This is a genomic window from Acinetobacter sp. RIT698 (genome assembly GCF_009668065.1).
Classification (GTDB): Bacteria; Pseudomonadota; Gammaproteobacteria; order Pseudomonadales; family Moraxellaceae; genus Acinetobacter; species Acinetobacter guillouiae.
The window spans coordinates 25,406-50,584 of sequence record NZ_WJYH01000024.1; the positions used below are offsets into that span (position 1 = coordinate 25,406).

Here is a 25,179-nt window from a genome sequence, read left to right on the forward strand (position 1 = left end):
TGTGAAAATTTATGAATGAAAAAGATCGTTTTCAAATGAAAAAGAGAAGAACCAAGGTTCTTCTCTTTTATGAAAATTGATCAGGAAAAGCTAAACTTTTCCCCTCGAAATAAAACCAACAATCGCGAGGATTACCGCGACAACGAGAAGAATGACTGCGAAGTCTTTAGACATTCCCGCAACACCACCAAAACCAAATAAACTTGCGATTAAGGCGATCACAGCGAAAATAATTGCCCAACGAAACATAAGATTCATCTCCATATTTTTGTTATGTATTTTCAGTATAGGCAGAAAAATCTGAGGGACTTGTGAAGTTGTGTTTAAAAAGTGTGATTAATAAAGCAATATGTAAAGGTTTGTTCTGTTTTAAATTTTCTAATTTCTGCTTATATACTGATATAATTATTTCGCCTTAAATGACTTTAATGTTATGCCATGACCTTTGAGATCCGCCCCCAGTTTTGGAAGAATTATACACTGTCTGAGTTAAATCCGACCGAGTGGGAAGCGTTGTGCGATGGTTGTGGGCTGTGCTGTTTGGTGAAATTAGAAGATGATGACACACATGAAATAGCCTATACCAAAGTGTCTTGTAAACTCCTCGATTGTGAAACAGCACAATGTTCTGACTATCCTAATCGTTTAGATTATGTACCCGACTGTATTCAATTAAGCCCTGAAAAATTAGCCAATATTCATTGGTTACCTTCAAGTTGTGCTTATCGTCGGGTGAATGAAGGTAAAAATTTACCGGCATGGCACTATCTGATCACAGGCTCAAGAAGCAATGTGATTAAAGCCAGAAAATCTGCTGCTGGGCGTTGTATCTCCGAAACAGAAGTCAATGAAGAAGAAATCGATGAATACATTGTAAGATGGGTGCGGTAAATCATTTGAATCAATTATGAATTGATAATCATTATCAAATAGTAATATGATAGGCAAACTCTTCAGTTTGATGTGTTTTAAAATGTTTGCTTTATCTTGGTTATTCAAAAAAAGTACATTCTGTTTATGTGCAATCAGCCTGAGTTTCGGTATTCACTGCAATGTTTATGCAAAACCAGATTTGCAAGCTTTAGGGCCAAATATTGCGGAGCAAGGCTCCAGTTATTATCAATTCCAAATAAAAAATTTTCAATCCGCAGATCAACAACGGCATTATAAAGTTTGGGTCGGCATTCCTAAACATATCAATAAAAATAAGATCTTACCTGCTGTTTATATGTTAGATGGCAACTCTGCTATGGCGCGTTTAGATGAGTCACTGTTAAAAAAACTATCCGAACAAGACAGCCCCGTGTTGGTGGCTATAGGCTATCAAACCCAGTTACCGTTTGAGTCCGCTTCACGGTCTGTAGACTACACACCTGCCGATGAATCTGGGAAAGTGTCGGCTGACCCACGCAATCCTGAACGTATGGCAGGGGGAAGTGCACAATTTAGACAGGTGCTGTTTGAAAAAATTATGCCGTGGGTCAATACGCAAGTAAAACTGGATAAGCAACGTACCGCATTATGGGGACATTCTTATGCTGGTTTATTTGTTTTAGATACCCTTTTAAATAGTCAAAGCACAGATAATAAGTTTTCACACTATTTTTCAGCCAGTCCATCTCTCACATGGGCAGATTCTCGATTACTCAAAGCCGTTGAAAAAGCCCCGCCTGAGCAATTAAAAAATAAAAAATTATGGGTGATGGAAGGTGACATCATTCAGTCTACAACTGGACCAATCAGCCCAAATGCAGATCGGGACATGATTCAAAATAACCGTCAATTGGTTTTAGATTTGGCCAGTAAAGGCGTAGATGGCAAATTAATGCTTTATCCACATCTTAGTCATGGTCAAGTATTTCAGGCCTCGTTAATGGATGTTTTGCAGAATCGATTATTTTAAAGCTGAAAGTGCAATATTGATGATTTTCCATAGTAGACTAAGGACAGCATTCATCAATTAAAAAAGCAGTATGTCAGACACTCAAATTCCGCTTCCAGAACGTTTACGTCCACGTGATTTGTCTGAAATTATTGGGCAAGATCATTTACTCGGTGTCGCAGCACCACTCCGTCAAATGATTGATCAAGGGCATTTACCCTCGATTATTTTTTGGGGGCCGCCTGGTGTTGGAAAAACCACCATCGCATTGTTATTGGCTCAAGCAGTCGATCGTACATTTATTAGCTTATCTGCCTTAAATACAGGGGTAAAAGAGCTCCGTGAGGTGATTGCTGACAGTGGTGATTTATTAACACCGGTGGTGTTTATTGATGAAATTCATCGTTTTAATAAGTCGCAACAAGATGCTTTATTGAATGCGGTTGAAAAAGGCAAAATTACCCTGATCGGTGCGACCACTGAAAACCCTTCATTTGAAGTCAACAGTGCTTTGCTGTCTCGTTGTCAGGTGTATACCTTAAATGGATTAAGTAATGAGGCGATTCAAGAACTCATTTTACGCGCGATTCAACAAGATAAATTTTTAAAAGACCGCCATATCCAGATTGAAGAATTTGATGCATTGGTTCAGTTTGCTGCGGGTGATGCACGTAAGGCACTTAATTTAATCGATTTAATTGCCAGTACCTTTGAGTCTGATATTGAAAATATTGTGACCAATGCGATTGTGGTCAAAGTTGCGCAACAGAATATTGCACGCTATGACAAATCAGGTGAGCAACATTATGATCTTGTGTCTGCGTTTATTAAATCTATTCGAGGTAGTGATCCTGATGCAACGTTGTATTGGATGGCACGTATGCTTAAAGGCGGTGAAGATCCGGTTTTTATCGCTCGTCGTATGTTGATCGCTGCTTCAGAAGATATTGGTAACTCAAATCCAAATGCCTTGCTTTTAGCGGGCGAATGTTTCCGCTCGGTTCAAGCGATAGGCATGCCTGAGTGTCGAATTATTTTAGGCCAATGCGCAGTTTATCTGGCAACCAGTGCAAAGAGTAACAGCACTTATTTGGCGATCAATAAAGCCTTAGAACTTGCAGAAAAAACGTCCAACCTACCTGTACCACTCCATTTACGTAATGCACCGACCAAGCTCATGAAACAACAAGGCTATGGTGTGGATTATCTTTATCCTCATAACTACCCTGAAAATTTTGTGCTACAGGAATATTTACCACCTGAATTGAAAGGCACAAAATTATATGAGTCTGCTCGTAATAAGCGTGAAGTTGAAGGTGAGCGTTTACAGCAACGTCGTTGGCAACAAGAACAGCAGCAACAGTAGTTGTGAAGTTTATTTGCTTAGGCATCTTTTAAATAGATGTTCTATTTTATATAAAGGTTTAAAATATCGGCAAAATTTAAATTAGGCTGGCATCATTTTAGAAATACGCTTGATCAAAGTGCTTCTAAATGGTTTAGAAATTTTATGAAATTATCCGTTTTATCTTTTGCTATTTTAATTTCTTTGCCGATGTTGAGCCATGCTGAACTAGCAAGTAAAATTTCGACCCAAAATCAGCCTAAACTTGCTTCGCAACAGCTTAAAACACTTTATCAACAAAGTTTTGTTCAGCAAAAAACAATTCCTCAAGGCTGGCGTATTCCTGGCAACAATGCCGGCAACGTCTATGTTGAAAATGGAATACTTCATGTTGATGGTCGAGCAAACTCAGTCAGTCCGACCTCAATTTTATTACCACAAAATCTTGAAAAACAACAAAACTATCGCATTGATCTCGAATTTACTTTAGACCAAGCTGTCAATAACTCACGTTGGGGCAGTGTGATTTATGATGTCACAGAAACTCAGGGGGTGATTCCAAGCAGTTATTATCAATTTACCCTCAGAACAGACACCACTGCAAAAAATGGTACGGAGTTTGGTCGGCATAAAAGTAACGGGCAGTGGGAGGTCTCTGAAACGAAAGCGTTTTCGGAGAACATCAAAGCAAATCAATGGTATAAAGCCAGCATTGTGGTCTCTGGACAACGCGTACAGCATTATTTAAATCATCAGTTGATGCAAGATGTAGAACTTGACCAAGGATCTGCCAAAGGTGGCATCGGGCTTTCAGCAACAGGCCTAGTCTTAAAAGTTAAAAATATTCAAGTCTCTGAACAAACCAGTGCGTTGCCAGACTTAGCCAATAAAGTCACTCAAGTGCAAGAAATTCAAACTAATGTTGGTTTGGCACCGACGCTGATTCAAAAAGTTAAAACTACCAGCAGTCCATTAAATTCCACCAATCAGTTATATTATCAATTAGATGCCAATTTAAACTTGCTTGATCAGACAGGGCAGGTGGTTGAAACATTACAACAATATTTATCCAATCCACAGCGCAATACCATTCCTGTTTTAGAAATCAAAGATCCCAAAAGCATTGAAGCCTTAAAATTACTCTCTAAATCTCATGATATTAGTGATATTACTGTATTGTCCAAAAGTGATGATTTACTCAAGTCTGCGCATCAAATTGTACCTACGCTTCGCACAGCATTAGATTTAAGTCGCGAAAATTTAAAGGAGAGTCATGCAAGTCTTTCTGAAATTATGCGTCGTACTAATCAGGCCTATGCACGCATCGTGGTTCTTCCGCATAGCCTTGCCAACAAACCGAGTGTTAGCTTTATTCAACGTCATTTAATGACAGTGTGGGTTGATACCCCAGCACATGATCCGCAGGATGTCGCCAGTATTTTGACTTCAGGTGTGAATGGGATTATTACAACGCAAAGTACGCTATTTGCCAGTGTCTTAAAACAATTTCCAAAAAATACTTTATTGCGTAAACCCTTTATTATTGGGCATCGTGGTGTACCCAGTTTAGAAGATGAAAATACCTTAGAAAGCGCAAAACATGCAGTTGCTTTGGGAGCAGATATTGTTGAAAACGATATTTATTTAACCAAAGACCAGCATCTTGTGGTGATGCATGATGCAACAGTGGATCGCACTACGCGTTCAACAGGTAAAATTGAAGAAATGAGCCTTGCGCAGGTTCAGCAATTAAAATCTAAAAACAAAGCTTATCCAATACCGACCCTTGCAGAATATTTCACTACATTTAAGCACAATCCAAACTTTGTATTGATGATCGAAATGAAAAGTGCCAATCCAGCATTGGTTGCAAAAATGCAGGATGAAATTAAAAAGTACCAAGTCGAAAATCAAGTCGTCACGACCTCATTTAATGCAGATCAAGTTGCGCGTGCACAGTCACAATTGTCTGAGATACCACGAGGTTTATTGGTTGGAAGTATGCCCAATAGCCGCAATACTTTAATTGCCGCCAAACAAATCAATGCCGATGTTCAGAAATATAATTCAGCGTATAACCCAGCTTATCGTGCTGATTTGATCAATCTTTTAGAAACAACCAAGCACCGTGGAATCAGTTTTTGGCCTTGGGCATTGAATGATGAAACATTTAAAAAATTATATATTGCAGGAACCTACGGGATAACCACCAATTCTGCGCAACTTTATTCGAAATACATCGTTGATATTCAAGCACCCAAGAATATCAAAGTAAAAGCTGAACAGCCGGTATTACTCAATGCGCAATTGGTTCAGCAAGATGGCGTGAAGCTCAATCAACAACTCATTAATTTTGTCGTTTTATCAGGTTCTGCAAAACATGAGATTAAAAATGGTCAGTTGAGTTTCTCTGAAAAGGGCACTGCATATGTTTTGGCAGGTTATAAATATCAGATCGATGCACAAAACTTCTATCAAATCTTTTCAGCCCCTATAAAAGTCATCATCCAATAGCTTATTTTATGGCATCTGTTTGAAATGGAAGTTCCACATCTTTGGGGAAATTTGGAAAAAGTGTAAACAGCATCTGAGGATTATTCTTTAGTCCTTCACCGTCCAGATAGGTCCATTGATGTGATTGTAGTGAACGAATGGCGACCATAAATGAGGGCGATGCTGCTTGAATTTGACCCGCAACTTTCATGGTGATGGTTTTGGGTACAAAGCAAATTTCTTCACGATCTACGATATAGCTATAAAGTGGCGGCTTTGATTGTACATTGACAATTTCTACCCGAGATTTGGCAAGCAGATTTTGAACGTATTTAAGCAGCTGTTGATAAGCTTCTGCACCACCAACATAGTTGATCAGAGATGGATGGGTTTTTTCTTGCATAAATGAATAATCATTTTTCTTTAAATCTTGTCCTAATTGATCTAAGTCTGGCGCAATAATTTAGGATAATCTTGCTGACAGCTTAACTCTTCCGCCTGTGCAGGATTTAAAATGATCAAGAATAAAATGACAGCATAAATTGTTTTTATCATGTTGGATTAAATCTGAATATCGTTTGTTTTGAGTATATAAGTTTCTTAAAAAAAGTTCATCAGCAATCCAAGCTTACCGATACTCGCTCATCCAACAGGAGATTTTGTAACTTGTCTCTGTTCATCTCTGAAAAGTTAGGTAGAGTCTACGCAAATTGATTTAAACTTTCAAAGCAAAATGTACAATGAATGTTTTTAAAATCAAACAACCTATTTGCCTATTGAATTGATTTAATTAAAATTATGAATGAAGAAAAATTATATTCTAGTGTATGTGTTTCTGAACAAGTTGGGGATATACCCAATAACGATAAGCATAAAAACCGAGTCATTCAACTCGGTTTGAAGCCCTTGGTTAACTTTAAAGCCTACCACTTATAATTAATTTTGCCGTAATAGAACGCACCATTAAAGCCAAACGGTGAGAACTGGCTGTATTGTAAACTTCCGCCTGTAGGTTTGTTGATGTCATAAACATCTTTATCAGGATAAACATTGGTAATGTTGTCCCCCCCAACAGTAAATTTCCAATTGTTTAATTGGTATGTCAGTGCTAAATCCAATAGCCATTTTGCAGAAAATTTCTGATCACTGGCAGCACCTGAGTTGCTGTAAGTTTCGAAGCTACCATAACGCGTGATATTGGTATTGATACCAAAATTTCCAATTTTATAATCATTGGCTAAACTGAACTTATGTTCAGGCGTGCTTCCTGCCAATAGACCATATTGTTCACGACGGTCTAAACGGGTGAGGTTGACACCCAAGGCATTTAAAATCTCAGGGTTTTTATCGACATCGGTGACTTTATTGCGATTAAAATTATATGCCAAAGATGTGGTTAACTCGCCATAAGGCAGGTTTTGCCATTGGTAATTGGCAACTAAATCTACACCACGAGTGCGGGTATTACTGGCATTATTAAAGAAACGAACCGTGCTGAAATTGGTATCGGTAATCCCTTTAGATACCAAATAAGCGCGAACAGCGGGGCTGCTGGCATTGATATTTGAAGATAAGCTAATGCGGTCATCAATATCAATTTGGTAGGCATCCAAAGTCACATATAGGTTTTTAGTCGGGGTAAATACCAAGCCAAGGCTATAGTTCTTTGATTTTTCAGCTTTTAAGTCTTCTGCGCCGAGCAATTGTGCAACTTGTGAAGAACTTGGAAATGTTCCAGCCTCAACAAACTGTCCATTGACCAATTGCGAAGAAGTTTGGGTGAAATATTGTTGTGCCAGACTCGGTGCGCGAAAGCCTGTAGAAACTGAGCCACGTACCGCAACTTGAGGTAAAAGTTTATAACGTAATGAAAGAGATGCATTATTGGTGTCCCCAAAGTCATCATATTTCTCATAACGATAGGCTGTAGATGCTGAAAGTTTTTGGGTAATATCTGTTTCTAAATCAAGATATCCAGCATAACTGTCACGTGTCCATTTCCCGGCATCTGCTTGACGAAAGCCTGATAAACCTGAAGAACCACTTTTATAATAAGAGGCAGGATTGCCTGCTTTGATTTGATATTGTTGATTTAAATACTGAGCACCAAACGCGACATTTAATGGACTTGCAAAAGCAGAGATCTCAAATTCTTTTGACAGATCAATATTATAAACAGCTTGAGTATTCTTTAACTGTCCATTATGGAATGAATTTGGTGTTGAACCTGTATCTTTGTATAGATCGACATTGATGGTTTTTGTATTTACATCATATTGGTTTAAGCCATAATTGGCTGAAACATCATAGCGCCAATCTGCGACTTCCCCACGTAAGCCTGCAACGGCACTAAAGTCATCTAATTGACCGCGAATCAGCGGTAAATAACCATTTGGAAATAATGCAGGTACATTGTTCGAGGCATTACTCAAACGATAGAACCCAGCAGTTTCTGCATTACGATGGCTATAGGTTGAAAAACCATATAATTCAACAGTATCACTAAGGTCAAAACCAGCATTAACAGAAGCTTTTACTTCATCTGATTTTGGATCACCAAAACGAAAAGTTCTTTGTCCGTATGTAGTGGCGTTTGGATCACGAAGGTCTAAACCTGCGCGATTGGTTGCTTCATTGTCCTGCCATTCACCAGAAAAAATGGCATAACCATAATTGCCCAGTTGAGTACCGCCCGAAACATAGGATTGTTTTTGTTCACCATCACCTTTGTCATAAATACCGTAGCGAATACCTGCATCACCTGTTTTAGGATCAGACTTTAAGATAATGTTGACGACACCAGCAATTGCATCTGAACCATAGCGAGCAGACGCACCTTCTCTAAGTACTTCAATACGGCTGATGGCAGAAATCGGAATGGCATTTAAATCGGTCGGTGCTGAACCGCGTCCAATGGTGCCCCCAAGGTTAATAAATGCCCCTGTATGGCGACGTTTGCCATTCACTAAAACCAAAACTTGATCAGGAGAAAGCCCTTTTAGTTGCACTGGGCGAACGAGTTCTGTTCCATCGACAACGGTTGGACGAGGAAAGTTAATCGAGGGGATAATTTTAGCCAGCGCCGTACCTAACTCACTTGAACCTGTACGTTCTGTCAATTCCGCTGCACTAATCACATCAATCGGTTGTAAGGAATCTGTTTTAGAACGTTTTAGCGAACGTGTACCTGTGACAACAATGGTATCAAGTTTTTTAACTTCTTGGGTGGCTGGAATCTGTTCCGCAGCGTATGCATGTGGATACAGAAATGTAAAAACTAAGCTGGCGGTCAGGCTTAATGAATATCGTTTTGATAATGTACGCATAACTCTATTTTGTAGCTCTTTTTGTAACGGTTTGTTGTGATCATAGTGAGCTTGAGATTATTTAGAAAACAACTTTTAAAAATATAAATAGAATAAAATCTGCAAAGTGTATGGTTATTTAAAGTGTTCTCAGTTTAGAAATCTAGATTTTATCATGCGATGTTTTATGGGAAGTTTGATACACAATCTTTTGAAATTATTGATAAAGCGTATGATTTTGATTGGCTCAGTGATGAGGCGATGATATTGAATTAAGTTGATGAAATATAGTGATGATCAACAATTTACATCAGCAAAAGCTGGGTTTGATCAATGCTATACAGACGAATAAATCCCATGACAGAGCCCAGTTTGATCAGTTTATATTTGCTTTAATGCAAAAGGGCTACCTTAAATTGATAGCCCTTTTCACCTTATCCAATCAGCTTAGCGTGGAGGAAAGCCCGCTTCTGATAAAGCATCAACCACTTGTTGCTGTGTTGCTGTTGTTTCAACTTTAACACTGTGACTTGGTGGATCGGCAATCACCTTAGCATTTTCATCTACAGATTGAATTGCTTTGGTTACACCACGTGCACAACCACCACAGGTCATATTTTCAATATAAAATTCCATATCTCACCCTGCTCTAAGAAGACTTAAACTTAAGATAAACCTTACCATAATTGTAAGGTCAAGTTTTAATGTTTAAAGTTTCATCGCAACGCTTTTTCAAAAATAATTTACAGTATTTTTAAGCCATCGATTGCTGAATTTTTTACGAATGCTAAATGCCAACATAGGCGAATGGTTTATATACAGAATTTATGCTTTGATAGTAAACTCTGCATTGAAATTGTGAATGATAAGAACATGATGATGAACAAAGACCATTTATATTCAGTGATTTACCAAGACATTCAAGATGCTTTCGCTGAGATTCAGCAGCTTACACAAGATCAGCATTTATGTGCTATTGGTTTGGGAATGGTTGAAGATTTCTGTGGTTTCTTTTATGTAGGATGCACATTAGAACAATTAAAAACCTTTGAAGACGTCTATGAAGCATGGTGGATTTCAGAATGGAGTTGTTCAAGTACTGCCAATAATCGTGTTCACGATGCAATCACGGCTTTGTATCAGGACTTGGGAGAGGATTATACAGATGAGCAATATAGCGAATTGCAAGCGCACTATCAAAAGACCATTATTCAAGCATTACAAGATTTAAGAACACAAGGAAAATTAAAAAACCAACAGGGTGAAGAAATTATTGTCATTATTCAATATGCAGACTCATCCGATGAAGATTTTGAGGACATTAGTTTCCCACAAATTAATCCTGAGTTTTTAGTGCCTTTATTTGAAAACCGCTTTCAGAAAAAAGCTGGTGAAAATTTATATGATTACCTATTAGAAAAATCAGCATCTTAAAATAACAAACCGAGCTAAAAAGCTCGGTTTCTGAAGAATCAGTATCTAAAATTAGATATCTGAAAGATCTACACCAATGCGAGTAGCCACTTCTTCATAAGCTTCAACAACACCACCTAAACCTTGACGGAAACGGTCTTTGTCGAGTTTTTTCTTGGTGTCTTTATCCCATAGACGGCAACCGTCTGGAGAGAATTCGTCACCCAAAACGATACGGTCATGGAACACGCCAAATTCAAGTTTAAAATCAACAAGAAGCATGTTGCCTTGAGCGAATAAATCTTTCAGCACAACATTGACTTTTTGAGTCAATTCTTTCATTTGCGCCAATTGTTCAGCATTTGCCCAACCCAATGCAATTGCTTGAGACTCGTTCACCATAGGATCGCCTAAAGCGTCATCTTTGAAGAACAATTCAAATGTTGGTGGAACAAGCTCTAAACCTTCTTCAACACCCAAACGACGGCATAATGAACCTGCAGCATAATTACGCATTACACATTCAACAGGGATCATTTGCAATTTTTTCACTAAAACTTCAGTTGGAGAAAGAAGTTTTTCGAAGTGTGTTTCAATACCAGCTGCAGCCAGTTTTTCCATGATAAAGGCATTAAAACGGTTGTTCACCTTACCTTTACGGTCTAGTTGCTCTATTTTTTCGCCATTAAATGCAGAAGCATCGTCACGGAAAACTAGAATTAGATGATCCGCGCTATCTGTTTCATAAACAGATTTCGCTTTACCAGTATAGAGCAAGGTTTGTTTTAACATGGGGGAACCTTTTGCAAAAAAAAATTGCCTAGAACGACTAGGCTGGCCAGTTTTGGTAAATCTGGGTTAATAGTTCTGCAGCTTTTTCTTTGTCTGCAAAGCTATTATCGGCGTTAAACACAGCAAGTGTGTTACTTGAACCTACAGAATTAAGTTTCAATACATAAGTTGAATTATCGATTTTTACAGTTGCCTCATTGGCATTTTTGCTTTGGCCGATAACCTTATGATTTAAGCTACTGAGGGTCGCAAGTGCGTACTGCCAAATTGTAGCAGAATTTCCATCAATTTTGATCAGTGGATTGCCATTTCCATCAGTTAAAATTTGAGGACGACCAACACTTTCAGTTGATGCAGAAACTTCATCAGCAGGTGCACTGATTTGAGCAACATCTGGACGAGGAACCTCGTAACGGTTGCCTCGTTTATTTTCAAATTTTGGTGCATGCTGAAGTGCAAGAGGGTCAACAATAGGAGCTGGATACATTGGCGTTGCAGGTCTAACTGTTGAACCTTCAGGGTAGCTAAGTGGCTCTACAGTGGTCGTGTTTTTATAATCTAAAGAACCATTACTGATTCCAAGGGAACTACAACCCGCCAAGCTTAAAGCTGAAATGGCAAGAGTTAAACCTAAACGTAATTGCATAATACTAAGCTCTTATTAAATGAGACCCACTGCTTTGAGTTCTTCACGCAGTGGTGCACGGTATTGTTCTGCTAGGGGAGTTAATGGTAAGCGAATGCCAGTACCAATTAATTCCATTTCATGAAGTGCCCATTTCACTGGAATTGGGTTCGATTCGCAAAATAGAATATTGTTTAATTTTGCAACTTGGTCATCTTTGCTTTTCGCTGTTGCAGCATCACCTGCAATTGCAGCGGCACAAAGTTCGCTCATGATTTTTGGTGCAATATTTGCTGTCACTGAAATATTGCCGTGGGCGCCTAACTGAATCAATTCACTCGCAGTCGCATCATCACCTGAATACACCACCATGTTTTTGCCTTTTAAGCCATCAATCAGCTCTTTACCACGGGGAACATCGCCAGTCGCATCTTTAATTCCTACGATTTGAGGAATATCTGCTAAACGAATCGCGGTGTCGTTGTGCAGATCTACACCAGTACGACCAGGTACGTTGTAAAGAATGATAGGTAAATCAACAGCTTCAGCAATTGCCTTATAGTGTTGGAATAAACCTTCTTGCGTTGGTTTGTTATAATAAGGGGTAACTAAAAGTGCGGCATCTGCGCCGAGTTGTTTGGCTTCTTTGGTGAGTTCAATCGCTTCGTGTGTCGAGTTTGCACCAGTACCGGCAATAATTGGAATACGTTTATTGGCAACACGGATAATTTCTTTAATTACTTCTGTGTGTTCTGCCATGCTAAGAGTAGATGCTTCGCCAGTTGTACCGACAGCAACAATACTATTAGTGCCTTGTTCTATGTGCCACTCAACGAGCTTCTCGAGACCCTTCCAATCTACGCTGCCATCTTCAAACATAGGGGTGACGATTGCGACAATTGAGCCTTGAATGGTCTGTGCTTGCTGAGTCATTTTAAAAAAATATCCTATTTTTCCATCCACATGCGTTTGAGTAAACAAGGATTGGGATGGTTGCAGTATTTTGATTTGAGCGAGAAACAATCATCTTAAAGATTGCCTAATGCTTATGCAAATTATGACTGATTCAGCGTGTCAGAACAATATGCTTTAGTCAAAGCTTGGAAATTCTTTAACAAAAGCAACAAATCACTCACATTTCCAAGCAATTTTTTTAATTTTCAGTTTTTTATCAAACATGACCGGCATGCAGTTTTAATCCAAATGCAGGGTAAAATCTATCTTCGCTAGAAAACAATTTTCTATTGGGCGGCTGAGTCTCACCGTTTAGAATCTAGCGAACCGTTCTAGATGATTTCACGATTGATTTTGATAAGATGCTCGCAAATGTAGGCTTTTTTATTGTATGTTGAGTCATCGAGTATTTAAATTTTTACGATTAAAATAATAGTCATTTGGCCAATATAAGGGTAGGGAAATGTTGCAATCTGAGCGTAGCGCCTTGATCGTTGTTGATGTACAAAATGGTTTCACTTCAGGGGGAAATTTAGAAGTTGCCCATGCTGAGCAAATCATTCCAACCATCAATCAATTGGCACGACATTTTGACAATATCGTACTGACCCAAGATTGGCATCCTGAAAACCATATTTCATTTGTTGAGAATCATCCCAACCGTAAAGCTTATGACCTGATCAGCTTAGATTACGGTCCGCAAGTATTGTGGCCATCACACTGTGTACAAGGGACGCAAGATGCTGAATTTCATCCTGATCTAAACATACCAACCGCACAACTGATCATTCGCAAAGGCTTTCGTTCTCAAATTGACAGCTATTCAGCCTTTATGGAAGCCGATCATAAAACCACTACAGGCTTGGCGGGCTATCTTAAAGAACGCGGTATAGATACGGTGTATATTGTCGGGATTGCAACAGACTTCTGTGTCGCATGGACGGCCATGGATGCCGCCAAATTAGGCTTTAAAGCCTTCGTGATTTCGGACGCGACCAAAGCGATTGATTTACATGGTTCTTTACAACACGCATGGCAGGAAATGCTGGCTGTGGGTGTAAAACGCGTGATCTCAAAAGAGATTTTCAACGCAGCATAAGCATCAAGACTTGCATCATTTGAGAAATATTACTGCTTTAGAACATCTTGTTTTAAGATAAGCCGAAATCCTCAATCTGCTTGGGTAAGGACAATGTCAGCAATTTTACGTTTTAGTCAGTTTGTACAAAAAACTTTTGCTCTATGGGTTGTGGTGTTTGCCTTTATTGCCTTATGTTTTCCAGCAGCATTTGTCTGGATGAAAGCATATATTCCATGGGTTTTAGGGATTATCATGCTGGGGATGGGCATGACCATGACCGTGGACGAATTTAAAAATGTCTTGTCAAATCCCAAAGCAGTTGTGATCGGTGTCGTTGCACATTTTGTGGTGATGCCCAGTGTGGCTTTCTTTCTCTGTAAAGTTTTTAATTTACCACCCGAAATTGCGGTAGGGGTAATCCTTGTCGGCTGTTGCCCCGGAGGGACAGCATCCAATGTCATCACCTATATGGCCAAAGGAAATACTGCTTTATCCGTCACATGTACATCTGTTTCAACGTTTTTAGCGCCTATTTTGACACCTGCAATATTCTATGTGTTAGCCAGCCAGTGGATTCCGATTGATGCGGGTTCAATGTTTATCGACATTCTTAAAGTGGTAATTTTTCCAATTATTTTGGGCGTGATTTTAAGAAGTCTATTTAAACAAAAGACTGAGCAATATATTCAAGTGATGCCTTTGATCTCTGTGATTGCCATTGTGGTGATCGTGGCAGCAATTATTGCAGCCAGTAAGGCTTCAATTTTGCAATCGGGCTTGCTGATTTTGGGTGTGGTGATTTTACATAATGGTTTAGGCTTTTTATTAGGCTATTGGGCAAGTCGTGTATTCAACCTATCTTATCCTGACTCTAAAGCTGTTGCGATTGAAGTGGGGATGCAAAATTCTGGTTTAGGTGTGACCTTAGCGGCAATACATTTTGCAGCATCTCCAATAACCGCAGTGCCAAGTGCTATTTTTAGTTTATGGCATAATATTTCAGGGCCTGTTTTAGCCACCTATTGGGCAGCGAAAGCAGATAAAATGGCTGAAAATAAACAATAATACTATTTTAAAATTTACCTTTCATTTAGAGAGCCTTGGCTCTCTTTTTATTTATAGTGCTTATTCATGCGCTAACTGTTTTAAAAACTCATCTTCAGTGAGTACACTAAAGCCATGTTGTTCAAGTAGGGCTGCTGTAACCCCTTTGCCTGATATTTTATGCCCTGAAAATGATCCATCATAAATCATCTGTGAACCACAAGAAGGACTGTTGGCTTTTAAAATAATATGTGTAACTTGATGGTATTGGGCAAGTTTTAGGGTTTTTTCTGCACCCAAAATAAATTCAGCTGAAACATCATCACCATTGGCATCTTTTACTTTGGCTTGTCCCTTTAAAACTTGATAACCATCACCGCCTACGATTTCAGCAGGCTGTCGAGGTGTACTTAAGCCACCAGAAACTTCAGGACAAATCACCACGGCTTGTTGAGTGTCTAGCAGTTGTTTAAGCTTGTGTTGTAGGCAGTTCTTGGCATCGTAGCGAACATTTTCACCTACAAGACATGCACTAATCAGATATTTTTTCATTATCTTGAGGTTAATTCGAGTTGCATTAAATCCATACCAATATCATATAAATCGGTTTTAAAGTCGATGTTTAATTTTTCTGTAAAAGCAAAATTTTGATAGAATTTTTTTGCACGCGTATTAGTTTTCAATATTTCTAAAAATACAGAAGCTTGTTGATGTTCACGTGCAATATCAATCGCATTTTGCATGAGTGCAGATGCAAAACTTTTTCCAACAGCATTTTCAAGCAAGTAAATTTTCTGTAATTCTGCACCAATAATATCTAGATGGGGCTCATATTGATTGAGATTTAGCTTGGCATATCCAATAATTTGCGCTTGTTCATTTTCAAGCAATAACCAAATTTGATCAGGATCTCGCAGAGATTCAGACAAATTTTCTAAACTAAAATTTTGATTGAGAAAGCTTTGTAGGCCTTGTTCTGCCCAAAGATCAGCAAAATGTTGGCGATATGTGGTGCAGGCAAGCTGATTGAGTTGCTTGAGATGGATTGGTGTGGCTGGATAAATTTTCATTATATTTTGTCATTAAATGACGCTTTGCTATACCTTGAATTTGTATTCAATCATGTATGAATTTCATGGGATAATCAATCCGAAATAGGGAAAATGAATCTTGTTATGAGTGTGTATGTCGATCGCGCAAAAGTTCCTTTTAAAGGCCAAGAATGGTGTCATTTGATGGCAGATACACTGGAGGAATTACATCATTTTGCGCAAATGCTGGAAATCGATGCCCGTTTATTTCATCGCTCAGCGTCTTATCCGCATTATGATATTACCCTGCAAATGCGTGTAATGGCGATTGCTTATGGCGCAATTGATGCCGATCGAAAAACCATTATTGCCTGTGGAAAAAAGCTGAAGCTACAACTCAACCAATCTTTATAAAGTATTGGTTTTTTATTCAAGCTTGATAAAACCGCACTTCCAGAAAAATACTTTATCGCGATTAAGTCTTGTCCTTATGAGAAGCACAAGAGTAGAATCTTTTATGATGAAAAATTATGAACAACGATTGTGATTAATATATGACTTTTAAAGACGGCTCAACAGAAATATCGCAAGACGAGATTATTATTCTGGCTGAAACTTTTCGACTTTTAGGAGACGCCTCACGTCTCAGAATTCTTTTATTCTGTATGCGTGGACCTAGTCCAGTAGGCGATATCTGTGAAGCACTCGATTTGTCGCAATCTTTGGTTAGTCATCATTTACGTTTATTACGTTCAGCACGCTTGGTGAAAAGTGAGCGTCAGGCCAAACAAGTCTTATATGAAATCGCTGATACGCATGTCAGTCATGTTCTGTCTGATATGGCAAAACATATTGCAGAAGAGCAGTGTGGTTAAATTTTCTATTTTTTAAATCGATTATTAAAAGCAAAGTGAATTTCAAAATGTGGATGCCACAAGGCAACAATCAATGACCTTGTGGCATTTTGTGCTTGATCCATATTGATCTTAATGACTATGTCCAGCATGAGGATCAATTTTTGTCGGTTTTTCAAGGCTACAGCTGCTATCACCTTGCCAATCAATCGCGACAGTTGGATGTTCAATATCAAATTTGGTTTTTAATTCATGTTCAATTTGTTCGGTGAGTGTCTTGATATCAACACCTGCTTCAGGTTGGACATGTAATGTTGCCATTGCTCTTCCTGAAGTAATCATCCATACATGAATATGGCTAATTTTCTGAATGCCTTGAACGGATTTTAATAAGTGAGTGGTGATATCTGTTGTATTCGCATTGGCAGGCGCACCTTCTAATAAAATATGAATGGTTTGTTTAAACAAAGACCATGCACTGCGCAATACAAGTAATGATACAAGCACAGACAAAATCGGATCAATCGGTGTCCAGCCTGAGTACCAGATGACGATTGCAGCGATAATTGCAGCAACAGAACCCAATAAGTCACCCATCACATGCAGAATTGCACCTTTGATATTTACATGATCCGTATCATCTCGTGTGAGATACCATAAAACAAAGATATTCACCAACATACCAACAATTGCGACAATAAACATCGGTCCTGCAAGTACGGGTTGAGGTGATTGAAAGCGTACAATCGCTTCATAGACGATCCATCCAACAATCCCAAACAAGGTTAGAGAATTGATCAGGCCTGCAATCACTTCAAAGCGCATATAGCCGAAAGTACGTGATTTATCCGCAGTACGACGGCCAAAGCGAAACGCTGCATATGCTAATCCTAATGCAAGTGCATCCGTCATCATATGGCCTGCATCAGCTAACAGTGCCAGTGAACCAGATATGATTCCCCCAGCAGCTTCAACAAGCATAAAACTGAAAATAATGAAGAAAGAAATCAGAATTTTTCTTTCATTTCCTGTAGTTGCTTCAGGTACATGTGCGTGGTTGTGATCACTATGGCTATTATGGGGGTGATTATGATTGTGTCCCATAAGGACCTCTGAATTGGATTATTTACATATGAATATATGTTCATATGTTTGTTTTGTCAAATAGCTTCATGTTAATTTTTTATTGCATTGTGAATCAAAAATTTTAAAAAACTGATGCCATAAGGCACTTAGGTTTAATAAAACAGAATAGAAATAAAGTTTTTAAAACGGACTAATTCACTTTCGAGCTTATTTACTTTGATACGAAGTAAAAAGGAGGCTATTTTTTGCTCAGGGATTTTGTTGGTTCAAGTTTAAGAAGATGGTTTTTGTTCAGGTTATTTTTAAATTGATGGATCTATAAAAATCAGGCATAAAAAATCCACACATTCATGCAATTTTAGCGCACGGTTTGTGTGGATTGCTTGAGCTATTGATATGTGTATGAAACTTAATTTATTTCATACACATATGCTCAATGAGTAACTGATTGATTATTCAACCGTAACTGATTTTGCTAAATTACGAGGTTGGTCTACGTCAGTACCACGTAATACCGCAACATGATAAGACAACAATTGCACAGGTACACTATAAACGATTGGCGCTAACCAAGTATTGACCGTTGGAACATAGACAACATGTTGGCGTTCTTTAGCCACGATACCGCTATTTTCATCAGCAAAAACAAACAGTTCACCACCACGTGCTTGGACTTCTTCCATATTGGATTTAAGTTTATCCAGCATGTCATCATTCGGTGCAAGAATCACCACAGGCATATCATTGTCGACCAAAGCCAGTGGGCCATGTTTCAATTCACCCGCAGCATAACCTTCGGCATGAATATATGAAATTTCTTTAAGTTTTAATGCACCTTCAAGCGCAATTGGGAATTCTGTACCGCGACCTAAGAACAAGCAATGCTGTTTCTCTTTGAACAGAACAGATAAACGTAAAATTTCTGCATCATTTTGTAAGGTATCTAAAATGACTTTAGGGATATGCCACAATGCGGAAGTGATTTCATCAATACGTTCAGCTGAAATGGTTTGCTTAACTTGACCAAGTTTAAGGGTCAATAACATCAAAGCCGCAAGCTGTGTGGTAAATGCTTTGGTTGATGCGACCCCAATTTCAGGACCAGCTAGGGTTAATAAATGATGATTTGTTTCACGAACCATAGATGAGGTCGCGACATTACAAATCGTCATGGTATAGATATTCACCCCTTTTGCTTTGGCACGCTTTTGGGTATCACGTAATGCAGCCAAGGTATCTGCAGTTTCACCTGATTGGGAAATACAAACATACAAGGTGTTATCTACAATCACAGGCGAGCGATAACGGAACTCACTGGCAATTTCAACTTGGCAAGGCAGATCAATCAGTTGTTCAAACCAATATTTTGCAATCATTCCCGCATGGTAGCTGGTACCACAAGCAAGCACTTGAACTTGCTGAACATTTTTAAAATCTATTTCAGCATTTTGTAAAAAGTCTTCTCGTAATGTATTGCCATTTAAAGCTTGAGAGATCGTTTGTTGAATTGCTTCAGGTTGCTCAAAAATTTCTTTGAGCATGTAGTGTTTATATTCACCTTTAGAGGCATTACTCACGGTTGCATCCAGCTCTTTCACCGGACGATCAACCAATTGATCATTAACAAAAACTTCAATCGTTTCACGAGTTAAACGCGCAATATCACCTTCTTCAAGATAGATAAAACGGTTGGTCACAGGTAATAGTGCCAATTGGTCTGAACTAATAAAGTTCTCACCAATACCGACACCAATGACTAAAGGTGAGCCTTCACGAACAGCAATTAATTCATTTGGGTAATCGGTATGCACAATCCCCAGTGCATAAGCACCTTTCAGTTGAGGTACGATTTCTTCAACGGCTTTTAATAAATTTGGCGATGATTTTAGTGCTTCAGTAATTAAGTGAGCAACGACTTCAGTATCGGTTTGAGATGTAAACACATAACCCAAAGCTTCAAGATCATCTTTAAGCTCTTGGTAGTTTTCAATAATACCATTATGTACCACTGCAACATGCCCAGAAATATGCGGATGGGCATTGTTTTCAGTTGGTTTACCATGGGTTGCCCAACGTGTGTGTGCAATACCCACAGAACCTAAAATATTCGACTCTGCAACCGCGCCTTCTAAATTTGCAACTTTACCAACACGACGTTCACGTAAGATTTGCCCCTGATCAACTAGAGCAACACCCGCAGAGTCATAACCACGATATTCAAGACGTTTTAGGCCTTCAATTAAAATATTTGTAATGCTTCGTTCAGCAACGCCACCAACAATACCGCACATAATAATATCCTCTTATTTCTTGACCTTTTGGGGACGTTGATAATTTTCTTTCGAAATTTGTTTTGCACGTTCAAATGCAAGACTGTTGTCTGCTACATCATGGGTAATCACTGAACCCGCACCTGTGGTTGCGCCATGCCCAATTTTAATCGGTGCAACCAGTGAGTTGTTGGTTCCAATAAAGGCATTATCACCAATGATGGTTTTGTGTTTATTGGCGCCATCATAATTACAGGTAATTGTACCTGCACCGATGTTTGAACCCGCACCAATTTCTGCATCGCCTAAATAGGTGAAATGATTGGCTTTTGAACCGAGACCAACAGAAGTGTTTTTCACTTCAACAAAGTTACCGATATGAACTTCATCTGCCAATTTCGCACCTGGACGTAGTCGTGCAAAAGGACCAATGTGTACATCTGCACCAATTACCGCATCTTCAAAAACACTATACGGTTGAACTTTGGTTCCTGCCGCAATTTGAGTATTTTTGATAATACATCCTGCGCCAATTTCAACGCCATTTCCGAAAGCACATTGACCTTCAATAATCACATTAATATCAATACGAACGTCAGTACCCGCAGTGAGTTGACCACGTAAATCAAAACGTGAAGGGTCAATCAAATGCACGCCTTGTTGCATCAATAATTTGGCTTGATAATTTTGAAATTCACGCTCTAATGCTGCAAGTTGAATACGATCATTTACGCCTTCAACCTCAAAAGCCAATTCTGGTTGAATGGATGCGATTTCCATACCATCCGCTAAAGCCATTGCCACGATATCAGTGAGGTAGTACTCGCCTTGAGCATTGTCATTGCTGAGTTTAGGTAACCATTCATGTAATTTGGCATTGCTCACACAGTAAATACCTGTGTTGATTTCTTTAATTTGACGTTGTTCATCAGAAGCATCTTTATGTTCAACAATCGCTTGGATTTTTCCATCCTTACGTACGATGCGACCGTAGCCAGTAGAATCATCAAGCGTTAATGTGACTAAACCGATGCCTGTTTGACTGGATACATCAACCAAGCGTTGTAGGGTACTTTGTTGTACGCAAGGCACATCACCAGAAAGGATCAAAGAAATGCCATCTTGGGGCAAAACAGGTAAAGTCACTTTAACGGCATGACCCGTACCGAGTTGTTCGGTTTGCTCTACCCATTGAATATTTTCATGTGCAAATGCATTTTGAACTAGATCACCACCGTGACCAAAGATTGTAATGATATTTTTTGCTTGTAATTGTTTTGCTGTTTCAATCACATGACCGAGTAGTGGGCGTCCTGCTAAAGGTTGGAGTACCTTGGGTAAACTAGAACGCATACGTGTTCCTTTACCTGCAGCAAGAATGATCACAGTTGTAGACATATCACACCTAACAGATCTGGCTTAAGCCATTTTAAAATATAAATAAATCACGATACATATTGCTGCCCAGAGGCCTGCAATAATATCGTCAAGCATGATCCCAAAGCCACCATCGACTTTTTGGTCAATGACACGAATAGGCCATGGTTTCCAGACATCAAATAAACGGAACAGTGCAAATCCAACCAGTGCCCAAATCCAATTCATTTGTCCTAAATAAATTAAAGGCAGGAACGTGATTGATTGCCCAGCAAACTCATCCCAAACAATGCGCCCATCATCATGCACATGGATAATCTCTGCGGTTTTCCCACAAATCCAAATACCGAGCAATGACATGATTATGATGGCCAATATGGAGCCATAAAAACCAATTGCAAGCCAAATCGGAATAAACAAAAGCGCAAATGCTGAGCCAAATGTACCTGGTGCTTTAGGCGCTAAGCCTGAACCAAAGCCCACACCGCAGAACACAATAAAGCGTTCAGCCCATGTCATACTTTTAAAGACAATCGGAGGTTTATGCAAAGTGTTGGTACCCTTGAAGTTGAAGTGGATGGTCTAAGCCATCTTTCTCAAATACAATCCCAGATTTTTGTGTAACTTGGCCGATGATTGTAGTGGTTACATTTGGTTTTAATTGCAAAAGTTTAGCATAATTTTGCATAGTTATTGTAAAGCATAACTCATAATCATCTCCGCCCGCTAAAGCATATTTCCATTGCTCATTGTCGCTGAGTTGCCTTAAAGTTGACTGAATCGGGAGTTGATTTAAATTTATTTTTGCACCGACACCCGAGGCATCTAAGATATGCCCGAGATCTTGAGCAAGCCCATCTGAAACATCAATCATACTGGACGCCAAGTCTTTTAACAGAGCACCTAATTCGCAGCGCGGTGTTGGGTAATCTAGACGTTGTTGTAGTGGATGTCCTAAATGTTTTAGCCCAAAAGCGGCATCACCAATCGAGCCACTGACTACAATTAAATCATCGACTTGTGCGCCAGAACGGGTAATGGCTTTGCCTGTTTCAATCCAGCCCAGTGCGGTGACGGTAATGGTGAGATGTGGACTTTGTGTGGTATCACCACCAATTAAACGTACGCCAAATTGATCGCAACAATCATATAAACCCTGACTAAATTGTTTTAGCCAGTCATGATCAATTTGGGATAGGCTCAATGCGAGTAAAATACTGTGGGGTTTTGCACCCATTGCAGCAATATCTGACAGATTGACAGCAACAGATTTCCAGCCAATGGCATGTGGAGAAGTTTCTAACGGAAAATGTCGACCAGCGACAAGGGTATCCGTACAAATCACCAATTGATGATTCAAAGGCGGGGAGAGCAGAGCTGAGTCGTCACCGACGCCTAGATCAACATCAGTTTGCTGCTGACGATTGAAATAGGTCTCAATAATTGAAAACTCAGCCATGTAAAAACAACTTATTTACTTTGTTGCTTTTCTGCTTCACGCAGGCTTGTTGCTAAACGATCTAATACACCATTGATGTATTTATGACTGTCAGCACCACCAAAGTGTTTTGCCAGCTCAATGGCTTCATCGAGTACAACTCGATAAGGGACTTCAAGATGGTCTTTGAGTTCGTATGCACCTAAACGTAATGTAGCAAGTTCTACACCGTCCAATGCACTCAGTTCACGATCCAGAACAGGAACAAGTAAAGCATCCAATGCTTCATGGTTTGCGATCACGGCTGTGAGCAACTCATGATAATAGCCGAGATCCACTTTATGCATTGCGTTTTCAACACGGGTACGTGCTTCAATTTCATGCACTGGGTTGTGGCTCATTTGCCATTCATAAATCCCTTGTACAGCAAAGCGACGTGCTTTACGTTTTGCTGCATAAGTAGCTTGGAGTGTTTGCGACATGCTTTAAATTGCCTTTAACAGGTTAACCATTTCAATAGCAGTAAGGGCAGCTTCACCACCTTTATTACCTGCTTTTGTACCAGAGCGTTCAATCGCCTGTTCAATACTATCCGTAGTCAATACACCATTGATTACAGGTAGGCCAGTATCTAAACCAACTACACCTAAACCTTTGGCACATTCACCTGCAACGAAGTCGAAATGTGGCGTACTACCACGAATCACTGCGCCAAGTGCGATCACTGCATCGAATTTACCAGAAGCTGCTAATTTTTTAGCCACAACTGGAAGTTCCCATGCGCCCGGTGCATGAACGACAGTGATATTATCGTCGCTTACACCATGACGATGCAATGTATCAATTGCACCTTCTAATAAATGTTCAACAACAAAGCTGTTAAAACGACCAACTAAAATCGCGTAACGGTCTTCGCTCGCGAGATGTAATAAACCTTCAATTCGGCGAATCGCCATGGCAACCTCGATAATTTAACAGATAAGTGGTTGTACCGACTGCTTTTATTTCCCGACTAAAAACCTAATTGAGCAATAAATGCAGTCTGATTAAAAATTATTGACCCGTTTTTTGGTCAGCAGTGATGTATTCCACCACTTCTAAATTAAAGCCTGATAATGCATTGAAACGTAATGGTGAACTAAGAAGTTTCATCTTTTCAACACCAAGATCACGTAAAATTTGTGCACCAACACCAATTGTTTGGTATTGCTGTGAAAGTGCAGCATTTGATTTTGTTGGTTTTGGCTTACCAAGTTCTGCCAAAGCAGGGCCTAAGTCAGATAGATGACGTTGACCAATCCAGACCAAAACCCCTCGATCACTCTCGGCAATCGTTTTGAGTGCTTTATCGAGGTTCCAAGCAGGCTCACCATCTTTTTTATTGAGTTTCAATAAATCACGTACAGGGTTGAAACCATGTACACGGACAGTTGTCACCCCTTGTTTCGGTTCACCTTTGACCAAAGCCAAATGAATGTCTGGATTACCAATTTCACGGTAACGGTATAAATCAAAGGTACCGTATTCAGTATCTATACTTTGTTGATCCAAACGTTCTACGGTTTGTTCATTGGTCATACGATAATGAATCAGATCAGCAATTGTACCAATTTTTAAGCCATGTTTCTCAGCAAATACTTCAAGATCTGGACGACGTGCCATCGTGCCATCTTCATTGATAATTTCACAAATCACCGACGCAGGCTCTAAACCCGCTAAACGAGATAAGTCACAGCCAGCTTCTGTATGCCCAGCACGGTGTAATACACCACCTGGTTGTGCCATCAATGGGAAGATATGCCCAGGTTGTACAATATCAGCAGGTTTGGCATGTGCTGCAACTGCAGTTTGAATGGTATGGGCACGTTCTGCGGCAGAAATACCAGTGGTAATACCATTTGCCGCTTCAATAGAAAGCGTGAAGTTTGTACTGTGTTGTGCGCCATTATGGTCGACCATTAATGGTAGATCGAGTTGCTTACAGCGGTCACGACTCAGTGTTAGGCATACAAGACCACGAGCATGGGTGATCATAAAGTTGATGTCTTCAGGGCGTACGTGTGTTGCAGCAATGACTAAATCGCCTTCATTTTCACGATCTTCGTCATCCATGAGGATAACCATTTTACCTGCACGGATATCTGCTACAAGCTCTTCAACAGTATTGAGCGGCATCAACCTTCACCTTT

26 protein-coding genes are annotated in these 25,179 nt (G+C 39.4%); 9 read left to right on the forward strand and 17 right to left on the reverse strand.

Going from position 1 to position 25,179, the window contains the following annotated elements; translation table 11 throughout:
- Nucleotides 1-90: 90 nt before the first annotated feature.
- Nucleotides 91-249: a DUF1328 domain-containing protein gene (locus GJV03_RS12010; RefSeq protein WP_004718815.1), complete on the reverse strand. Its 159-nt coding sequence runs from the start codon at nt 247-249 to the stop codon at nt 91-93.
- A gap of 189 nt (nt 250-438) precedes the next feature.
- Between GJV03_RS12010 and GJV03_RS12015 the strand changes: the two genes are divergently transcribed.
- The 4 genes from GJV03_RS12015 to GJV03_RS12030 all read left to right on the forward strand — a co-directional run bounded on the left by GJV03_RS12015 (nt 439) and on the right by GJV03_RS12030 (nt 5,741).
- Nucleotides 439-891 carry a YcgN family cysteine cluster protein gene (locus GJV03_RS12015; protein ID WP_154130164.1) on the forward strand — a complete coding sequence of 151 codons (453 nt, stop codon included), beginning with the start codon at nt 439-441 and terminating at the stop codon, nt 889-891.
- A gap of 46 nt (nt 892-937) precedes the next feature.
- A complete protein-coding gene (locus GJV03_RS12020) occupies nt 938-1,903 on the forward strand; it encodes an alpha/beta hydrolase-fold protein (RefSeq protein ID WP_154130165.1) in 966 nt (321 codons plus the stop codon).
- A 70-nt stretch (nt 1,904-1,973) separates the two neighbouring features.
- On the forward strand, nt 1,974-3,248 hold the full coding sequence (locus GJV03_RS12025; RefSeq protein ID WP_004718810.1) for a replication-associated recombination protein A: 1,275 nt from the start codon (nt 1,974-1,976) through the stop codon (nt 3,246-3,248).
- A 144-nt stretch (nt 3,249-3,392) separates the two neighbouring features.
- Complete coding sequence (locus GJV03_RS12030; protein ID WP_154130166.1) at nt 3,393-5,741, forward strand: glycerophosphodiester phosphodiesterase family protein; 2,349 nt, start codon at nt 3,393-3,395, stop codon at nt 5,739-5,741.
- Between the two features lies 1 nt (nt 5,742).
- Here GJV03_RS12030 and GJV03_RS12035 read toward each other — a convergent pair whose 3' ends face one another.
- The 3 genes from GJV03_RS12035 to GJV03_RS12045 all read right to left on the reverse strand — a co-directional run bounded on the left by GJV03_RS12035 (nt 5,743) and on the right by GJV03_RS12045 (nt 9,661).
- A complete protein-coding gene (locus GJV03_RS12035) occupies nt 5,743-6,123 on the reverse strand; it encodes a hypothetical protein (protein ID WP_154130167.1) in 381 nt (126 codons plus the stop codon).
- Between the two features lie 520 nt (nt 6,124-6,643).
- A complete protein-coding gene (locus GJV03_RS12040) occupies nt 6,644-9,046 on the reverse strand; it encodes a TonB-dependent receptor (RefSeq protein WP_154130168.1) in 2,403 nt (800 codons plus the stop codon).
- 426 nt (nt 9,047-9,472) lie between these two features.
- Nucleotides 9,473-9,661, reverse strand: coding sequence for a heavy-metal-associated domain-containing protein (locus tag GJV03_RS12045; RefSeq protein WP_004818287.1), 189 nt, complete (start codon nt 9,659-9,661; stop codon nt 9,473-9,475).
- A gap of 237 nt (nt 9,662-9,898) precedes the next feature.
- Here GJV03_RS12045 and GJV03_RS12050 point away from each other — a divergent pair, with 237 nt between their 5' ends.
- Entirely contained in the window at nt 9,899-10,459 is a 561-nt protein-coding gene (locus tag GJV03_RS12050) for a DUF4303 domain-containing protein (protein ID WP_016539551.1), read from the forward strand.
- Nucleotides 10,460-10,510: 51 nt separating this feature from the next.
- On the opposite strand, the gene purC is transcribed toward GJV03_RS12050, so the two are convergent.
- The 3 genes from purC to dapA are packed head-to-tail and all read right to left on the reverse strand — an operon-like array spanning nt 10,511 to nt 12,788.
- Complete coding sequence (gene purC / locus GJV03_RS12055; protein ID WP_004818291.1) at nt 10,511-11,230, reverse strand: phosphoribosylaminoimidazolesuccinocarboxamide synthase; 720 nt, start codon at nt 11,228-11,230, stop codon at nt 10,511-10,513.
- Between the two features lie 37 nt (nt 11,231-11,267).
- Nucleotides 11,268-11,876 (reverse strand): hypothetical protein, encoded by a 609-nt coding sequence (locus tag GJV03_RS12060; RefSeq protein ID WP_004718797.1) that lies wholly within the window; start codon nt 11,874-11,876, stop codon nt 11,268-11,270.
- Nucleotides 11,877-11,891: 15 nt separating this feature from the next.
- Nucleotides 11,892-12,788 (reverse strand): 4-hydroxy-tetrahydrodipicolinate synthase, encoded by an 897-nt coding sequence (dapA, locus tag GJV03_RS12065; protein ID WP_151956677.1) that lies wholly within the window; start codon nt 12,786-12,788, stop codon nt 11,892-11,894.
- Between the two features lie 484 nt (nt 12,789-13,272).
- Here dapA and pncA point away from each other — a divergent pair, with 484 nt between their 5' ends.
- Together pncA and GJV03_RS12075 are read left to right on the forward strand one after the other, a co-directional pair.
- Nucleotides 13,273-13,908, forward strand: coding sequence for a bifunctional nicotinamidase/pyrazinamidase (gene pncA / locus GJV03_RS12070; RefSeq protein WP_154130169.1), 636 nt, complete (start codon nt 13,273-13,275; stop codon nt 13,906-13,908).
- Nucleotides 13,909-14,001: 93 nt separating this feature from the next.
- On the forward strand, nt 14,002-14,955 hold the full coding sequence (locus tag GJV03_RS12075; protein WP_105713924.1) for a bile acid:sodium symporter family protein: 954 nt from the start codon (nt 14,002-14,004) through the stop codon (nt 14,953-14,955).
- Nucleotides 14,956-15,015: 60 nt separating this feature from the next.
- Here the strand turns inward: GJV03_RS12075 and GJV03_RS12080 are convergent, their stop codons facing one another.
- Nucleotides 15,016-15,486 (reverse strand): DUF523 domain-containing protein, encoded by a 471-nt coding sequence (locus GJV03_RS12080; protein ID WP_154130170.1) that lies wholly within the window; start codon nt 15,484-15,486, stop codon nt 15,016-15,018.
- Nucleotides 15,486-16,004, reverse strand: coding sequence for a GNAT family N-acetyltransferase (locus tag GJV03_RS12085; protein WP_154130171.1), 519 nt, complete (start codon nt 16,002-16,004; stop codon nt 15,486-15,488). Before GJV03_RS12085 ends, GJV03_RS12080 begins: the two co-directional genes overlap by 1 nt.
- Before the next feature lie 105 nt (nt 16,005-16,109).
- Between GJV03_RS12085 and GJV03_RS12090 the strand changes: the two genes are divergently transcribed.
- Both GJV03_RS12090 and GJV03_RS12095 read left to right on the forward strand, forming a co-directional pair.
- Nucleotides 16,110-16,379 carry a DUF4031 domain-containing protein gene (locus tag GJV03_RS12090; RefSeq protein ID WP_004718783.1) on the forward strand — a complete coding sequence of 90 codons (270 nt, stop codon included), beginning with the start codon at nt 16,110-16,112 and terminating at the stop codon, nt 16,377-16,379.
- A 140-nt stretch (nt 16,380-16,519) separates the two neighbouring features.
- Nucleotides 16,520-16,840 carry a metalloregulator ArsR/SmtB family transcription factor gene (locus GJV03_RS12095; protein ID WP_004718782.1) on the forward strand — a complete coding sequence of 107 codons (321 nt, stop codon included), beginning with the start codon at nt 16,520-16,522 and terminating at the stop codon, nt 16,838-16,840.
- A 111-nt stretch (nt 16,841-16,951) separates the two neighbouring features.
- Here GJV03_RS12095 and GJV03_RS12100 read toward each other — a convergent pair whose 3' ends face one another.
- From GJV03_RS12100 to ribBA, 8 genes are all read right to left on the reverse strand, one after another.
- Nucleotides 16,952-17,923, reverse strand: a complete 972-nt coding sequence (locus GJV03_RS12100; RefSeq protein WP_004718779.1) for a cation diffusion facilitator family transporter — start codon at nt 17,921-17,923, stop codon at nt 16,952-16,954.
- Between the two features lie 434 nt (nt 17,924-18,357).
- The gene (gene glmS, locus GJV03_RS12105; protein ID WP_056517067.1) at nt 18,358-20,196 is read right to left on the reverse strand and encodes a glutamine--fructose-6-phosphate transaminase (isomerizing); all 1,839 of its coding nucleotides are present in this window, start codon (nt 20,194-20,196) and stop codon (nt 18,358-18,360) included.
- Nucleotides 20,197-20,208: 12 nt separating this feature from the next.
- On the reverse strand, nt 20,209-21,573 hold the full coding sequence (gene glmU, locus GJV03_RS12110) for a bifunctional UDP-N-acetylglucosamine diphosphorylase/glucosamine-1-phosphate N-acetyltransferase GlmU (RefSeq protein ID WP_154130172.1): 1,365 nt from the start codon (nt 21,571-21,573) through the stop codon (nt 20,209-20,211).
- A gap of 21 nt (nt 21,574-21,594) precedes the next feature.
- The gene (locus GJV03_RS12115; protein ID WP_154130181.1) at nt 21,595-22,071 is read right to left on the reverse strand and encodes a phosphatidylglycerophosphatase A; all 477 of its coding nucleotides are present in this window, start codon (nt 22,069-22,071) and stop codon (nt 21,595-21,597) included.
- Nucleotides 22,072-22,093: 22 nt separating this feature from the next.
- Nucleotides 22,094-23,011, reverse strand: a complete 918-nt coding sequence (gene thiL, locus GJV03_RS12120) for a thiamine-phosphate kinase (protein WP_154130173.1) — start codon at nt 23,009-23,011, stop codon at nt 22,094-22,096.
- 11 nt (nt 23,012-23,022) lie between these two features.
- Nucleotides 23,023-23,472: a transcription antitermination factor NusB gene (nusB, locus tag GJV03_RS12125; RefSeq protein ID WP_004718751.1), complete on the reverse strand. Its 450-nt coding sequence runs from the start codon at nt 23,470-23,472 to the stop codon at nt 23,023-23,025.
- Nucleotides 23,473-23,475: 3 nt separating this feature from the next.
- The gene (ribE, locus tag GJV03_RS12130) at nt 23,476-23,946 is read right to left on the reverse strand and encodes a 6,7-dimethyl-8-ribityllumazine synthase (RefSeq protein ID WP_004718750.1); all 471 of its coding nucleotides are present in this window, start codon (nt 23,944-23,946) and stop codon (nt 23,476-23,478) included.
- A gap of 97 nt (nt 23,947-24,043) precedes the next feature.
- The gene (gene ribBA / locus GJV03_RS12135) at nt 24,044-25,165 is read right to left on the reverse strand and encodes a bifunctional 3,4-dihydroxy-2-butanone-4-phosphate synthase/GTP cyclohydrolase II (RefSeq protein ID WP_004718747.1); all 1,122 of its coding nucleotides are present in this window, start codon (nt 25,163-25,165) and stop codon (nt 24,044-24,046) included.
- Nucleotides 25,166-25,179 lie beyond the last annotated feature (14 nt).

Bases quoted from the DNA above. Each gene is read 5' to 3' on its own strand.
- GJV03_RS12010 (WP_004718815.1), bottom strand. From the start codon at position 249: ATGTTTCGTTGGGCAATTATTTTCGCTGTGATCGCCTTAATCGCAAGT.
- GJV03_RS12015 (WP_154130164.1), top strand. From the start codon at position 439: ATGACCTTTGAGATCCGCCCCCAGTTTTGGAAGAATTATACACTGTCT.
- GJV03_RS12020 (WP_154130165.1), top strand. From the start codon at position 938: ATGATAGGCAAACTCTTCAGTTTGATGTGTTTTAAAATGTTTGCTTTA.
- GJV03_RS12025 (WP_004718810.1), top strand. From the start codon at position 1,974: ATGTCAGACACTCAAATTCCGCTTCCAGAACGTTTACGTCCACGTGAT.
- GJV03_RS12030 (WP_154130166.1), top strand. From the start codon at position 3,393: ATGAAATTATCCGTTTTATCTTTTGCTATTTTAATTTCTTTGCCGATG.
- GJV03_RS12035 (WP_154130167.1), bottom strand. From the start codon at position 6,123: ATGCAAGAAAAAACCCATCCATCTCTGATCAACTATGTTGGTGGTGCA.
- GJV03_RS12040 (WP_154130168.1), bottom strand. From the start codon at position 9,046: ATGCGTACATTATCAAAACGATATTCATTAAGCCTGACCGCCAGCTTA.
- GJV03_RS12045 (WP_004818287.1), bottom strand. From the start codon at position 9,661: ATGGAATTTTATATTGAAAATATGACCTGTGGTGGTTGTGCACGTGGT.
- GJV03_RS12050 (WP_016539551.1), top strand. From the start codon at position 9,899: ATGATGATGAACAAAGACCATTTATATTCAGTGATTTACCAAGACATT.
- purC (WP_004818291.1), bottom strand. From the start codon at position 11,230: ATGTTAAAACAAACCTTGCTCTATACTGGTAAAGCGAAATCTGTTTAT.
- GJV03_RS12060 (WP_004718797.1), bottom strand. From the start codon at position 11,876: ATGCAATTACGTTTAGGTTTAACTCTTGCCATTTCAGCTTTAAGCTTG.
- dapA (WP_151956677.1), bottom strand. From the start codon at position 12,788: ATGACTCAGCAAGCACAGACCATTCAAGGCTCAATTGTCGCAATCGTC.
- pncA (WP_154130169.1), top strand. From the start codon at position 13,273: ATGTTGCAATCTGAGCGTAGCGCCTTGATCGTTGTTGATGTACAAAAT.
- GJV03_RS12075 (WP_105713924.1), top strand. From the start codon at position 14,002: ATGTCAGCAATTTTACGTTTTAGTCAGTTTGTACAAAAAACTTTTGCT.
- GJV03_RS12080 (WP_154130170.1), bottom strand. From the start codon at position 15,486: ATGAAAAAATATCTGATTAGTGCATGTCTTGTAGGTGAAAATGTTCGC.
- GJV03_RS12085 (WP_154130171.1), bottom strand. From the start codon at position 16,004: ATGAAAATTTATCCAGCCACACCAATCCATCTCAAGCAACTCAATCAG.
- GJV03_RS12090 (WP_004718783.1), top strand. From the start codon at position 16,110: ATGAGTGTGTATGTCGATCGCGCAAAAGTTCCTTTTAAAGGCCAAGAA.
- GJV03_RS12095 (WP_004718782.1), top strand. From the start codon at position 16,520: ATGACTTTTAAAGACGGCTCAACAGAAATATCGCAAGACGAGATTATT.
- GJV03_RS12100 (WP_004718779.1), bottom strand. From the start codon at position 17,923: ATGGGACACAATCATAATCACCCCCATAATAGCCATAGTGATCACAAC.
- glmS (WP_056517067.1), bottom strand. From the start codon at position 20,196: ATGTGCGGTATTGTTGGTGGCGTTGCTGAACGAAGCATTACAAATATT.
- glmU (WP_154130172.1), bottom strand. From the start codon at position 21,573: ATGTCTACAACTGTGATCATTCTTGCTGCAGGTAAAGGAACACGTATG.
- GJV03_RS12115 (WP_154130181.1), bottom strand. From the start codon at position 22,071: ATGACATGGGCTGAACGCTTTATTGTGTTCTGCGGTGTGGGCTTTGGT.
- thiL (WP_154130173.1), bottom strand. From the start codon at position 23,011: ATGGCTGAGTTTTCAATTATTGAGACCTATTTCAATCGTCAGCAGCAA.
- nusB (WP_004718751.1), bottom strand. From the start codon at position 23,472: ATGTCGCAAACACTCCAAGCTACTTATGCAGCAAAACGTAAAGCACGT.
- ribE (WP_004718750.1), bottom strand. From the start codon at position 23,946: ATGGCGATTCGCCGAATTGAAGGTTTATTACATCTCGCGAGCGAAGAC.
- ribBA (WP_004718747.1), bottom strand. From the start codon at position 25,165: ATGCCGCTCAATACTGTTGAAGAGCTTGTAGCAGATATCCGTGCAGGT.